Origin of the sequence: Apilactobacillus sp. (genome assembly GCF_025290035.1) — a bacterium.
Classification (GTDB): Bacteria; Bacillota; Bacilli; order Lactobacillales; family Lactobacillaceae; genus Apilactobacillus.
This window is the reverse complement of the sequence record NZ_JAMBKT010000026.1, coordinates 1-11,662: the sequence shown is the minus strand read 5'-3', so window position 1 is coordinate 11,662 and position 11,662 is coordinate 1. Positions and strand designations below refer to the sequence as shown.

Here is an 11,662-nt window from a genome sequence, read left to right as displayed (position 1 = left end):
GTTCGACACCAATATAAGTTTCCGGGGCTTATTGTGGGGCAAACAATACCATGCTCAATATTACAATCTTTTAATTATAAAGTCAACCTTAAATCATCTTTGATGATGAGGTAATTTGGTTGGATGTTGTGGGTCTTCGCCTTCATAGTATACATGCTTTAGATAAAGCCCGCTAGCAGGTACTGTTCTTCTTGCTTGGGTTCTGTCTTTAATTTCATATAGTCTTAAAATATCATGGACATCCCTTGATCCAGAACCAATTTCAACTAGGACACCGACCATGATTCTAACCATATTATATAAGAAACCATTCCCGTAGAATTCAAAAATTAATTCGTTTTCTTTTTCATCGATTTCACATTTTGCTTCATAAATAGTTCTGACGTTGGTTCTAGCTGAAGAACCAGAGGCAACAAAACTTGTAAAATCATGTTCACCGATTAAATCTTGTAAAGCAATGTTGATTTTATCGATATCAACAGGGAATCGCCATTGCGCAGTATATCTACGTTTAAATGGGTTTCTAAATTCTCCCATGTCCATCCGATACATATATCTTTTTCCTGATACATCATAACGAGCATGAAAATCGGGAGCTACTTTTTCGACCTTCTTAATTTGAACATCTAATGGCAACATACTATTTAACCCTTTAAGCATGTTAGCTTCTGGTAAATCGTACGGAAAGTCAAAATGAGCCACTTGGCCTAATGCATGTACTCCTGCATCAGTTCTACCGGACCCATAGACAGTAATTGCTGGATCCGGATTTTTGGCCATTTTATTAATGATTTTAGTTAATATTCCTTCAATGGTTCTTTTCTTAGGTTGGCGTTGAAATCCATAAAAATCAGTTCCATCATAGGCTAATGTTATTTTATAACGATATGCCATTTACTTAACTCCTATACATAAATGTAACGATTGTGATAATCACAATTAATGATATAAAGCTATAGTCTTTTGTCTGCCACTTATAACTATGGTAGTGAGATCTTAGCTTTCCAGTTTGGTATCCACGTGCTTCCATGGCCACACTTAAATCATCAGCATGTTTAAATGCACTAACGAAAAGTGGTATTAGTAGCGGAACAAAGGCCTTGGCTCTTTTTATTAGTCCCCCATCACCAAAGTCGACACCACGAGATCTTTGTGCATCCATGATTAATTTAGTTTCGTCAGTTAATGTCGGCACAAACCTTAGTGCGATTGAAATCATCAATGAAAATGTTTCGACTGGGAATTTAAATCGCTTAAGGGGTTTTAATAACATACTAATGCCATGTGAAATTTCCAATGGAGATGTCGTTAATGTTAAAACTGTCGACATTGCGATAATCAACATAAAACGAATGAACAATAGAATCGCATTAAAAATCCCAAATGAAGTGATTCTAATAATGCCTAGTGAATAATAGACATGCCCACCAGCACTAAAAAACACCTGAATTAAGACGGTAAATATAATCACCCATAAGAGTGGCATAATCCCCTTTAAAAAGAAGGATAATGAACATTTTGATAATATAACAAAGACAACAACGGTTGCTGCTAATAATAGATATGTCGCAACGTTATTCGCGAAGAAAACAACGAAAATATAAATAAAACATAGCAGGATTTTAGCTGCGGGGTTTAGTTTATGAATTATTGAATTTCCTGGAAGGTATCTTCCAAATATAAAATTATTCATTCTTTCCTTCATTCCTTAATTTATTGATGATTTCGTTTATTAACTCGTCTTCATCTAAAGATAGCTTATCTAATGTGAACCCTTTGGCTTCCAGTTGTTTGGTAATCTTAACTGTTTCAGGAACTCTTAAATCATATTGGTCTAAGAATTCAACGTCAGTAAATAGTTCATCTGGGTAGCATTTTTTGACGATTTCACCTTCACTCATTACGATTACTCGCTCTGAGTATTTAGCAACATCATCCATTTGATGACTAACCAAAATAATGGTCATGTTATCTTCACGATTTAATCTTTTGATTAAGTCTAAAATGTATTCTTGTCCTTGTAAGTCCAATCCTGCTGTTGGTTCATCTAGCACTAAAATTTCGGGTTCCATTGCTAATACCCCTGCGATAGCGACCCTTCTCTTTTGACCGCCAGATAAATCAAATGGCGATTTATCTAATAGCTTTGAATCCAATCTAACTGTATCAACGGCTTTTTGAACTCGTTGTTCTAATTCATCACCTTCGATACCAAAGTTACTAGGACCAAAAGCAATATCTTCTTTTACGGTTTCGGCAAATAATTGTTGCTCTGGAAATTGGAAAACCATTCCGACCTTTTGTCTTAACGGCTTCAAATGTTTGTTGTTAGTTTTGTTATCAATTTTAAAATCATCGACTCTAACACTACCGTTAGTGGGCTTTAAAAGCGCATTAATATGTTTGATTAATGTCGATTTTCCACTTCCCGTTTTACCAATAATTGAAACAAAACTGCCTTTTTTAATCTTCAAAGAGACATCTTTTAACGCATGATATTCTAGTGGTGTATTCGGTTGGTATATATGACTTACATTTTTGAATGATATTGCGTTATCCATTCGATAATCTCCTCATCATTTAAATAATTATCTGGGACATTAAATCCACTGTCAGCTAGTTTTAATCGTAGCTTTTCTGAGAATGGTAATCTTAGTCCATATTCTTCGACATTCGCTAATTGAGTGAATAACTCACTAGGCGTAGTATCCAAAATCTTTTGACCGTCTTTAATTAAGATAGTACGATTAGATTCTTGAATTTCATTAATGTCATGGGTAATTGATATGATAGTTAAATTATACTTGTTTCTAACCTCATTAATCAAATTTGTGATTAATAGTTTTGCTTTTGGATCTAGCATACTAGTTGCTTCATCCAAAATAATAATCTTAGGTTGCATGGCTAATACCCCTGCAATTGCGACTCTTTGTTTCTGTCCCCCAGAAAGTCTGGATGGATCATTCTTAGCATATTCAAGCATATCAACATCTTTAAGCGCTTGATATACCTTTTCGTGCATTATGTCTTGATCTAAATTATGGTTTTCTAATCCAAATGCGATATCGTCTTCAACAGTTGATGCGACGAATTGATTACTTGGATTTTGAAAAACAATCCCAATTTTGTCACGAATGCCATATACATTAGTAGTACTTAAAGTATCTCCATCAATGATGATTTCACCACTGCTTTTTTCAATTAAGCCATCTAATAAGCTAATTAAGGTAGATTTACCACTACCGTTTTTTCCGATAATGGATACCCATTCCCCTTTTTTAATAGTCATTGAAAAATCATTAACAGCAAATTTATCTGATTCATCGTATTTATATTTTAAATTAGATACTTCAATAATGTTTTGAGACATTCATGTCACCTCATTTAAATTTATGTATAAAAAAATCACTAATAGGCTATTAGTGCGAAGCAAAGCTCCATTCAAGCTAGACTTGGGGCTTGCCCATCATCATAACGCTTTATACTAATAGCCCTAGTGATTTGTTGTTACTATTTAATTATGTTTACGATTAATTAGTCAACTAATTGTAAAATAACCATTGATGCACCATCACCACGACGAGGCATAGTCTTTAGAATACGAGTGTAACCACCGTTACGTTCTGCATACTTAGGAGCAATTTCATCAAATAGCTTTTGTAATGCAGTAGTAACAGTTACGTCATCACCATCTTCTTTAGCATCAGCAACTACGTTTTGTAGGAATGCTGCAGCTTGACGACGAGCATGAAGATCTCCACGCTTACCAAGAGTAATCATCTTTTCAGCAGTTGAGCGTACTTCTTTAGCACGAGCTTCAGTGGTCTTAATTTCACCGTTTACTAATAAGTCAGTAGTTAGGTTACGTAGTAATGAACGACGGTGTGCACTAGTACGTTGTAATTTACGGTAACTCATAAATGGATGTCCTCCTTTATACTAATCTTCTTTACGTAATGACAATCCAAGGGCTTCTAACTTATGTTTTACTTCAACAAGAGACTTACGTCCTAAGTTTCTAACCTTCATCATGTCAGCTTCACTTTTGTTGGTTAATTCTTGAACTGTGTTGATACCAGCACGTTTCAAACAATTGTATGAACGAACAGATAAGTCCAATTCTTCAATTGTCATTTCTAGCATTTTTTCTTTATGTGTTTCTTCCTTTTCCACCATAACTTCAGTGTTCTTGGCTTCATCAGTAAGATCAATAAACATAGCTAGGTGATCATTTAGGATCTTAGCAGCTAAACTAATTGCTTCACTTGGAGTGATAGAACCATCAGTCCAAACGTCAAGAGTTAGTTTATCAAAGTCAGATCTTTGACCAACACGCGCATTTTCAACTTGATAATTAACACGTTCGATTGGGGTATAAATGGAATCAACTGGTAAGACACCGATTGGCATTCCATCATTACGAGCCTTATTCTCATCCGCAGAAACGTATCCGCGACCCTTATTTGCAGTCATTCTCATATGGAATGTAGAACCTTCAGCAACTGTAGCAATGTGTAGATCTGGATTTAGAACTGTCACATCACCGTCAGCTTGAATGTCACCAGCAGTTACTTGAGCTGGACCTGTAACGTTGATTTCCATTTCTTTGTCTTCGCCATCTTCGGCTTCCAACTTCAATGAAATCTTTTTAACATTTAAAATGATTTGAGTTACATCTTCTACAACACCAGGTACTGTAGAAAATTCATGTAATACATCATCGATTTGAATGCTAGTTACGGCTGCACCAGGTAAAGATGAAAGTAAAATTCTACGCAACGAGTTTCCAAGAGTTGTTCCGTATCCACGTTCTAGTGGTTCAACAACAACTTCTCCATAATTATCAGTTTCATCAATCTTATGAATATTAGGTTTTTCAAATTCAATCATTCTTATCTTCTACCCCTTTCAAAACGCTCTGAGTTAAATATTAATTAGTCCATCATACAGAGATGAGAATAAATTAAACTCTACGACGCTTTGGAGGACGAGATCCATTATGTGGAACTGGAGTAACATCACGAATAGCAGCAACTTCTAAACCAGTTGATTGAAGTGCACGGATAGCTGATTCACGACCTGAACCAGGACCTTTAACAGCAACTTCAACAGTCTTCATACCATGTTCCATAGCTGTCTTAGCAGCGGCTTCTGAAGCCATTTGAGCAGCAAATGGAGTTGATTTACGACTTCCACGGAATCCTAAAGCACCAGCAGATGACCAAGCAATTGCATTACCTTGCATGTCGGTAATCATAACTAATGTGTTATTAAAAGTAGAGTGAATGTGAGCAACACCAGATTCGATGTTCTTCTTTACTCTACGCTTACGAGAACCTTTCTTTTGAACCATGATTTACTAACCTCCTTTATTTATTATTTTTTCTTACCAGCAATAGTTACTTTTTTACCCTTACGAGTACGGGCGTTGTTCTTTGTGTGTTGACCTCTAACAGGTAAACCACGACGGTGACGCATTCCACGGTAAGAACCAATTTCTTGAAGCTTCTTGATATTCATTCTTACTTCACGACGTAAGTCACCTTCAATTTTGTAATTGTCAACAACTTCACGGATTTTATCTTCTTGGTCTGGAGTTAGATCACGAACACGAACATCTTCTGAAACGCCAGCCTTTGAAAGGATTTCAGCAGCTCTGCTTTGACCGATTCCAAAGATGCTAGTTAGACCAATAACGATACGCTTATCACGTGGTAAATCAATTCCGGCGATACGAGCCATTCAAACACACCTCCTGTTTTATTAAAATTACTTGCCTTGTCTTTGTTTATGTTTTGGATTTGAACAAATGACCATAACACGGCCTTTTCTTCTAATTATTTTACAATTTTCACACATTGGTTTTACTGATGGACGAACCTTCATTATATAACCCTCCTATACTTCAAGACAGTATCCTTACTTATAACGGTAAGTAATACGTCCCTTGCTTAAATCATATGGTGACATTTCAACAGTGACACGGTCACCAGGCAAGATACGAATGTAATGCATTCTGATCTTTCCGGATACGTGAGCTAAGATTTCGTGACCATTTTCTAGTTCAACACGAAACATAGCATTTGGTAAAGTTTCACTAACTTTACCTTCAATTTCAATAACATTATCTTTAGACAAAGAATTTCCTCCTCGAAAAATACGATTCTACACGGTTAGCCATATGCCAAGATATCAAGACAAAAGCCCGTTGTATAGCAATCGCAAATACACATGGGTTAGTTTATCACACAAATATACTTACGGCAACAATACCAGTCATCTCAACGATTTCTAGAATTGTTTAAGTATTTTGTCAATGTCCTTAGTAACATCATTAATATCTTGACTACCATCTACAGTAAATAGTAAATCACGTTGTTTGTAAAAATCGATTAATGGTGTATTCATTTCGATATTTACATCTAAACGGTTCTTAACTGTTTCAGGCTTGTCATCACTACGTTGATAAAATTCATGGCCACCACAAATATCACAAGTATCTTCAACTTTTGGCATTTTGTATAGCTTGTGGTAAGTGGCACCACAGTTCTTACAAATAAATCTACCAGAAAGTCGATCAACAAGAACTTTAGGGTCAACGTCAATATTTATAACAGCATCCAATGGTCGATCAAGCTCTTCACAAATTTCTTGTAAAGCATTTGCTTGTTCGATAGTTCTAGGAAAACCGTCTAACATATAGCCTTTTTTAGTATCATCTTGTGCAAGACGATCTTTAACAATTCCACATGTTACATCATCAGGAACTAAATTCCCTTTATCAATATATTGTTTTGCCTTTAATCCCATTTCAGTTTGGTCTTTTATAGCAGCACGAAAGATATCTCCAGTAGAGATATGTGGAATTCCATAATTTTCAATAATGGATTCTGCTTGTGTACCTTTACCAGCTCCAGGAAGCCCCATTAAGATTAAGTTCATTGACATTTTTAATTACCTCCATACACACTTTTATAAATCATTTGGTCGAGTTGATTGAATGAATCCAACATATTCTTGTTTCATCATCAATCCACGAATTTGTCTAATTGTTTCGATGGCAACACCGACAACGATTAGTAAACTAGTACCACCTAAACCGATGGATTCGTCTAAATTCCAAACGTTTTGTGCAATTAAAGGAATTAATGCAACAACCCCTAGGAATAAAGCACCAACAACACTTAGTCTCATCAATACTTGAGAAACATAAGTTTGAGTACCATTCCCTGGCCAAACACCAGGAATGTAACTTCCTTGCTTTTGTAAGTTTTCTGAAAGTTTTTCAGGGTTAACTTGAACAAATGCATAGAAGAATGTAAAGACAACAATTAATACAGTGTATAGGGTAGCACCAGATAGAGTTTGCATATTGAATATGCTACTCATAAGTTGGTACCAACCATCACCAGAATGTTTACTTGCAAAGAAAAGCAAAATAGCTTGTGGTGTTGAAATAAACGAACTGGCGAAGATAACAGGGATAACACCAGCAACGTTAACCTTCAATGGAAGGTAACTGTTTTCGCCAGCACCTGTTTCTCTTCTAGTATATTGAATTGGAATCCTACGTTCAGCTTGTTGGAACCAGGTAACAAAAGTAACAATTACTAGGATTACTAAGAATAGCGCAACTAAGAATAAGATAGATGGCCATAATTGTGAAGAAGTATCTCCAACGATGTATTCCTTATATAATTGTTGAACTCCTGTAGGGATTCTTGCGATGATACCAGCGAAAATGATCATTGAAACACCTTGACCAATTCCTCGATCTGTAATCATGTCACCCATCCAAGTTGTTAACATTGAACCACCGGTTAAAATTAAACCGATACTCAAATAAGTAGCAGGACCAGGATTTTGAACAAGGTTCAAACTGCTTAAAGTGTTAAATCCGGCTGTAATTCCAATTGACTGCACGAAAGCAAGGAATACTGTAAGTACTCGAGTAACTTGGTTCAACTTACGTCTACCAACGTCACCTTGCTTACTCCATTCAACAAAACGTGGGACAATGTCCATTTGTAATAGTTGAACGATGATTTGCGCAGTAATATATGGTGAAACACCCATAGCAAATAGTGAATAATTAGTTAATCCACCACCACTAAAGGTGTTTAAAATGCTAACTAAGCCAGATGAAGCAACGCTTTGGAGTGCTTTAGCGTTTATACCAGGGACTGTAATATAAGCACCTAGTCTAAATACAATCAATACTCCCAAAGTAAACATGATCTTATTTCTAATATCTTTCACTTTAAAAGCGTTTTTCAAGGCTGATAGCATTAGATCACCTCGATCTTACCGCCAGCATTTTCGATTGCTGACTTAGCAGCGTCAGAAAACTTGTTAGCTTTAACAGTTAGCTTCTTGTTAAGTTCACCGTTACCAAGAATCTTGATACCGTCTTTAGCGTTCTTAACAATACCAGCTTCCATTAGGCTTTCTGGTGTAACTTCAGCACCGTCGTCAAATAAATCTAAAGTAGATAAGTTAACGATAGCGTATTCCTTACGGTTAATGTTAGTGAAACCACGTTTTGGAATTCTACGGTAGAAAGGCATTTGGCCCCCTTCGAATCCTACACGTGTCTTACTACGAGCCTTTTGACCCTTTTGTCCACGACCAGAAGTCTTACCTTTACTTCCTAATCCACGACCTAGACGTTGTCTTGATGAGCGTGAACCTTCGGCAGCTTTTAATTCATGTAATTTCATTTGAAGTGCACCTCCTTGTTATTTATTACTTAACTTGTTCAACTTTAACTAAGTGTGCAATATGGAACAGAGCTCCACGAGTTGCTTCGTTATCAGGTTTAACAACAGTACTGTTAATACGACCTAAACCTAGCGCCTTAACAATTTTACGTTGTTTGGGGAGACGGTGTTCTGCACTGTGAGTTAAAGTAATCTTTAATTGAGCCATCTTCTAACCCCTCCTTATTCTGCTAAATGTTGAGCAGAAACGCCACGTAAAGTAGCAACTTTTTCTGCACTCTTCAATGCTTTTAGTCCTTCAAAAGTAGCACGAATAGCATTGATTGGAGTATCTGAACCTAAACGCTTACTTGTAACATCGTCAATACCAGCTAATTCCATAACTGAACGAACGGCACCACCAGCGGCAACACCAGAACCTTCTTCAGCAGGTTTTAACATGATCTTACCACCACCATAAGTACCGATAATTTCATGAGGAATAGTAGTACCAACCTTAGGAACACTAATTAAGTTCTTACGACCATCTTCAACAGCCTTACGGATAGCATCTGGAACTTCTTGAGCTTTACCAGTACCGAATCCGACGTGACCATTTCTATCACCAACAACAACTAAAGCAGCAAAACGTAGACGACGTCCACCTTTAACAACCTTAGTAATACGGTTGATTGATACGACAGTATCTTCAAGTTCTAATTTATTTGGATCAATAAATTCAGCCATTGCGGTTATTCCTCCTTTTATTAAAATTCTAGTCCGTTTTCACGTGCAGCTTCAGCAAGAGCTTGTACACGTCCATGGTATAAGTAACCACCACGGTCGAAAACAACATTTTTAACATTTTTTTCAACGGCACGTTTGGCAACTAAAGCACCAACAGATGATGCTTGTTCAGTCTTGTTTGAACCGTTAACTTCTTTGTCTAGAGTTGAGGCACTAGCAAGCGTAACACCCGCTACGTCATCAATAACTTGAGCGTAGATGTTTTTGTTAGAACGGTAAACGTTCAAACGTGGGCACACAGCAGTACCAGAGATTTTGTTACGGACACGCAAGTGACGACGTTGACGTGTCTTATTTTTATCTGGTTTATTAATCAAAATAGTCACCTCTTAAATATTAATTAAAATAGTTAAGCAACGAGATTTAACTCATTACTTACCAGTCTTACCTTCTTTACGACGTACAACTTCGTTTTCGTAACGAATACCTTTACCCTTGTAAGGTTCTGGTGAACGTACGGCACGAACACGAGCTGCAAAGTCACCAACGTGTTCTTTGTTAATACCGCTAACAGTAATAGTTAAACTGTCAGGAGTTTCAACTTTAAGATCTTCGTTGATTTCCATTTCAACAGGGTTAGAGTAACCAACGTTTAATTCTAGGACAGAACCTTTAGCTTGAGCACGGTAACCAACACCGACTAGCTTAAGTGTCTTAGTAAAACCATTTGATACACCTTCAACCATGTTGTTTAAGTTAGCACGCATAGTACCGTGCATTGCACGGGTCTTGTTATCGTATCTAACTGCTGGTTCAAAAGTTACAACGTTATCATTAACGTTCATCTTGATAATTGGTGAGAATTCACGAGTTAGTGAACCCTTAGCACCTTTAACAGTTACGTTGTTACCTTCAGTTGATAATTCAACACCTTCAGGTAAAACAATCTTTCTGTAACCAATACGACTCATTTCATTACACCTCCAATTCAAGCAAAAAGTATTACCAAATGTAAGCTAATACTTCTCCACCAATTTTTTTAGCACGAGCTTCTTTATCAGTGATAACACCTTCAGAAGTTGAGATAATTGCAATACCTAAACCATTTAATACCTTAGGAATTGAATCAGATTTTACGTATGAACGTAGACCTGGTTTTGAAATACGCTTCAAACCAGTGATAACACGTTCATTGTTCTTACCATATTTTAGGAATACGCGGATAACGCCTTGTTTGTCGTCTTCAACGTATTCAACGTCGCGTACGAAACCTTCACGTTTTAAGATTTCAGCGATGTTCTTTTTGATTTTTGAAGCTGGAACTTCAACAGAATCGTGACGTACCATGTTGGCGTTACGAATTCTAGTTAAAAAGTCAGCGATTGGATCTGTCATGGACATTAACGTAGACCTCCTATCTAAATGTAGTTAATTTTACCAACTTGCCTTCTTCATACCAGGGATTTGGCCTTTGTGAGCTAGATCTCTGATACATAGACGGCATAAATGAAATTTCTTGTAAACTGAATGAGGTCTACCACAGCGTTCACAACGAGTGTAATTTCTTGTTGAGAATTTGGCAGGACGTTCACTTTTTACAACTAATGCTTTTCTAGCCATAGTATTTATACCCTCCTATTATTTTGCAAATGGCATACCGAATTGAGTTAACAATTCTTTGGATTCTTCGTCAGTGTTAGCAGTTGTAACAATAACGATGTCTAATCCACGTACACGGTTAACGTTATCGTAGTTAATTTCTGGGAAAATTAATTGTTCACGAATACCTAGAGTGTAGTTACCACGTCCATCAAATGAACGCTTGTTAACACCGTGGAAATCACGAACACGTGGTAATGAAACGTTAACTAACTTGTCTAAGAAGTCGTACATACGTTCACCACGTAAAGTAACTTTCGCACCAATTGACATACCTTCACGTAAACGGAAACCAGCGATTGATTTCTTAGCTTTGGTAACAAGTGGTTTTTGACCAGAGATTTGAGTTAATTCAGCGACAGCTTCGTCTAGGTTCTTAGCGTTAGTAACAGCGTCACCAACACCCATGTTAAGAACGATTTTTTCGATCTTTGGAGCTTGCATGATTGATGAGTAGTTAAACTTATCAACTAATGCTTTTGAAATTTCAGTTTTGTATTTATCTTGTAAACGGTTTGACATGGAAAGGTATCCTCCTTTCAATTAAATTTTAATCG

General features: G+C 36.7%; 20 protein-coding genes. All 20 read right to left on the bottom strand.

Annotated elements, in window-relative coordinates:
• Window positions 1-93: 93 nt before the first annotated feature.
• The gene (truA, locus tag M3005_RS05480; RefSeq protein WP_053950310.1) at window positions 94-894 is read right to left on the bottom strand and encodes a tRNA pseudouridine(38-40) synthase TruA; all 801 of its coding nucleotides are present in this window, start codon (window positions 892-894) and stop codon (window positions 94-96) included.
• A gap of 4 nt (window positions 895-898) precedes the next feature.
• Entirely contained in the window at window positions 899-1,693 is a 795-nt protein-coding gene (locus M3005_RS05475; protein WP_293794411.1) for an energy-coupling factor transporter transmembrane component T family protein, read from the bottom strand.
• Window positions 1,686-2,561, bottom strand: a complete 876-nt coding sequence (locus M3005_RS05470; protein WP_293794409.1) for an energy-coupling factor transporter ATPase — start codon at window positions 2,559-2,561, stop codon at window positions 1,686-1,688. The genes M3005_RS05475 and M3005_RS05470 overlap by 8 nt, the downstream gene beginning before the upstream one ends.
• Entirely contained in the window at window positions 2,531-3,370 is an 840-nt protein-coding gene (locus tag M3005_RS05465) for an energy-coupling factor transporter ATPase (protein WP_293794408.1), read from the bottom strand. Before M3005_RS05465 ends, M3005_RS05470 begins: the two co-directional genes overlap by 31 nt.
• Before the next feature lie 164 nt (window positions 3,371-3,534).
• The gene (gene rplQ, locus M3005_RS05460; RefSeq protein ID WP_034531537.1) at window positions 3,535-3,918 is read right to left on the bottom strand and encodes a 50S ribosomal protein L17; all 384 of its coding nucleotides are present in this window, start codon (window positions 3,916-3,918) and stop codon (window positions 3,535-3,537) included.
• Between the two features lie 21 nt (window positions 3,919-3,939).
• Entirely contained in the window at window positions 3,940-4,890 is a 951-nt protein-coding gene (locus tag M3005_RS05455) for a DNA-directed RNA polymerase subunit alpha (RefSeq protein WP_053950314.1), read from the bottom strand.
• A 73-nt stretch (window positions 4,891-4,963) separates the two neighbouring features.
• Window positions 4,964-5,353 (bottom strand): 30S ribosomal protein S11, encoded by a 390-nt coding sequence (gene rpsK / locus M3005_RS05450; RefSeq protein WP_034531534.1) that lies wholly within the window; start codon window positions 5,351-5,353, stop codon window positions 4,964-4,966.
• A gap of 23 nt (window positions 5,354-5,376) precedes the next feature.
• Window positions 5,377-5,742 (bottom strand): 30S ribosomal protein S13, encoded by a 366-nt coding sequence (gene rpsM, locus M3005_RS05445; RefSeq protein ID WP_034531532.1) that lies wholly within the window; start codon window positions 5,740-5,742, stop codon window positions 5,377-5,379.
• Between the two features lie 27 nt (window positions 5,743-5,769).
• On the bottom strand, window positions 5,770-5,886 hold the full coding sequence (rpmJ, locus tag M3005_RS05440) for a 50S ribosomal protein L36 (protein ID WP_053950317.1): 117 nt from the start codon (window positions 5,884-5,886) through the stop codon (window positions 5,770-5,772).
• Between the two features lie 33 nt (window positions 5,887-5,919).
• Complete coding sequence (infA, locus tag M3005_RS05435) at window positions 5,920-6,138, bottom strand: translation initiation factor IF-1 (protein WP_034531529.1); 219 nt, start codon at window positions 6,136-6,138, stop codon at window positions 5,920-5,922.
• A 153-nt stretch (window positions 6,139-6,291) separates the two neighbouring features.
• The gene (locus M3005_RS05430; RefSeq protein WP_148562094.1) at window positions 6,292-6,942 is read right to left on the bottom strand and encodes an adenylate kinase; all 651 of its coding nucleotides are present in this window, start codon (window positions 6,940-6,942) and stop codon (window positions 6,292-6,294) included.
• A gap of 30 nt (window positions 6,943-6,972) precedes the next feature.
• The gene (gene secY / locus M3005_RS05425) at window positions 6,973-8,289 is read right to left on the bottom strand and encodes a preprotein translocase subunit SecY (protein WP_293794407.1); all 1,317 of its coding nucleotides are present in this window, start codon (window positions 8,287-8,289) and stop codon (window positions 6,973-6,975) included.
• Window positions 8,289-8,720 (bottom strand): 50S ribosomal protein L15, encoded by a 432-nt coding sequence (gene rplO / locus M3005_RS05420; RefSeq protein WP_053950320.1) that lies wholly within the window; start codon window positions 8,718-8,720, stop codon window positions 8,289-8,291. Before rplO ends, secY begins: the two co-directional genes overlap by 1 nt.
• 25 nt (window positions 8,721-8,745) lie before the next feature.
• The gene (gene rpmD / locus M3005_RS05415) at window positions 8,746-8,928 is read right to left on the bottom strand and encodes a 50S ribosomal protein L30 (protein WP_034531522.1); all 183 of its coding nucleotides are present in this window, start codon (window positions 8,926-8,928) and stop codon (window positions 8,746-8,748) included.
• Window positions 8,929-8,942: 14 nt separating this feature from the next.
• Window positions 8,943-9,446: a 30S ribosomal protein S5 gene (gene rpsE / locus M3005_RS05410; RefSeq protein ID WP_034531520.1), complete on the bottom strand. Its 504-nt coding sequence runs from the start codon at window positions 9,444-9,446 to the stop codon at window positions 8,943-8,945.
• Window positions 9,447-9,466: 20 nt separating this feature from the next.
• Entirely contained in the window at window positions 9,467-9,823 is a 357-nt protein-coding gene (gene rplR / locus M3005_RS05405; RefSeq protein ID WP_080695536.1) for a 50S ribosomal protein L18, read from the bottom strand.
• A gap of 54 nt (window positions 9,824-9,877) precedes the next feature.
• Window positions 9,878-10,417 (bottom strand): 50S ribosomal protein L6, encoded by a 540-nt coding sequence (gene rplF, locus M3005_RS05400; protein WP_293794404.1) that lies wholly within the window; start codon window positions 10,415-10,417, stop codon window positions 9,878-9,880.
• A 31-nt stretch (window positions 10,418-10,448) separates the two neighbouring features.
• A complete protein-coding gene (gene rpsH, locus M3005_RS05395; RefSeq protein WP_293794403.1) occupies window positions 10,449-10,847 on the bottom strand; it encodes a 30S ribosomal protein S8 in 399 nt (132 codons plus the stop codon).
• A gap of 33 nt (window positions 10,848-10,880) precedes the next feature.
• Entirely contained in the window at window positions 10,881-11,066 is a 186-nt protein-coding gene (locus M3005_RS05390) for a type Z 30S ribosomal protein S14 (RefSeq protein ID WP_034531514.1), read from the bottom strand.
• An 18-nt stretch (window positions 11,067-11,084) separates the two neighbouring features.
• Window positions 11,085-11,627, bottom strand: coding sequence for a 50S ribosomal protein L5 (gene rplE, locus M3005_RS05385; RefSeq protein ID WP_053950325.1), 543 nt, complete (start codon window positions 11,625-11,627; stop codon window positions 11,085-11,087).
• Window positions 11,628-11,662 lie beyond the last annotated feature (35 nt).

What these genes read in the sequence shown, in the direction of transcription:
- rpmJ (WP_053950317.1), bottom strand. Translation starts at nt 5,886, where the DNA reads ATGAAGGTTCGTCCATCAGTAAAACCAATGTGTGAAAATTGTAAAATA.
- rpsM (WP_034531532.1), bottom strand. Translation starts at nt 5,742, where the DNA reads ATGGCTCGTATCGCCGGAATTGATTTACCACGTGATAAGCGTATCGTT.
- rplE (WP_053950325.1), bottom strand. Translation starts at nt 11,627, where the DNA reads ATGTCAAACCGTTTACAAGATAAATACAAAACTGAAATTTCAAAAGCA.
- M3005_RS05430 (WP_148562094.1), bottom strand. Translation starts at nt 6,942, where the DNA reads ATGAACTTAATCTTAATGGGGCTTCCTGGAGCTGGTAAAGGTACACAA.
- M3005_RS05475 (WP_293794411.1), bottom strand. Translation starts at nt 1,693, where the DNA reads ATGAATAATTTTATATTTGGAAGATACCTTCCAGGAAATTCAATAATT.
- rpsH (WP_293794403.1), bottom strand. Translation starts at nt 10,847, where the DNA reads ATGTCCATGACAGATCCAATCGCTGACTTTTTAACTAGAATTCGTAAC.
- rplF (WP_293794404.1), bottom strand. Translation starts at nt 10,417, where the DNA reads ATGAGTCGTATTGGTTACAGAAAGATTGTTTTACCTGAAGGTGTTGAA.
- M3005_RS05390 (WP_034531514.1), bottom strand. Translation starts at nt 11,066, where the DNA reads ATGGCTAGAAAAGCATTAGTTGTAAAAAGTGAACGTCCTGCCAAATTC.
- rplO (WP_053950320.1), bottom strand. Translation starts at nt 8,720, where the DNA reads ATGAAATTACATGAATTAAAAGCTGCCGAAGGTTCACGCTCATCAAGA.
- truA (WP_053950310.1), bottom strand. Translation starts at nt 894, where the DNA reads ATGGCATATCGTTATAAAATAACATTAGCCTATGATGGAACTGATTTT.
- M3005_RS05470 (WP_293794409.1), bottom strand. Translation starts at nt 2,561, where the DNA reads ATGGATAACGCAATATCATTCAAAAATGTAAGTCATATATACCAACCG.
- M3005_RS05455 (WP_053950314.1), bottom strand. Translation starts at nt 4,890, where the DNA reads ATGATTGAATTTGAAAAACCTAATATTCATAAGATTGATGAAACTGAT.
- secY (WP_293794407.1), bottom strand. Translation starts at nt 8,289, where the DNA reads ATGCTATCAGCCTTGAAAAACGCTTTTAAAGTGAAAGATATTAGAAAT.
- rpsK (WP_034531534.1), bottom strand. Translation starts at nt 5,353, where the DNA reads ATGGTTCAAAAGAAAGGTTCTCGTAAGCGTAGAGTAAAGAAGAACATC.
- rplQ (WP_034531537.1), bottom strand. Translation starts at nt 3,918, where the DNA reads ATGAGTTACCGTAAATTACAACGTACTAGTGCACACCGTCGTTCATTA.
- M3005_RS05465 (WP_293794408.1), bottom strand. Translation starts at nt 3,370, where the DNA reads ATGTCTCAAAACATTATTGAAGTATCTAATTTAAAATATAAATACGAT.
- rpmD (WP_034531522.1), bottom strand. Translation starts at nt 8,928, where the DNA reads ATGGCTCAATTAAAGATTACTTTAACTCACAGTGCAGAACACCGTCTC.
- rpsE (WP_034531520.1), bottom strand. Translation starts at nt 9,446, where the DNA reads ATGGCTGAATTTATTGATCCAAATAAATTAGAACTTGAAGATACTGTC.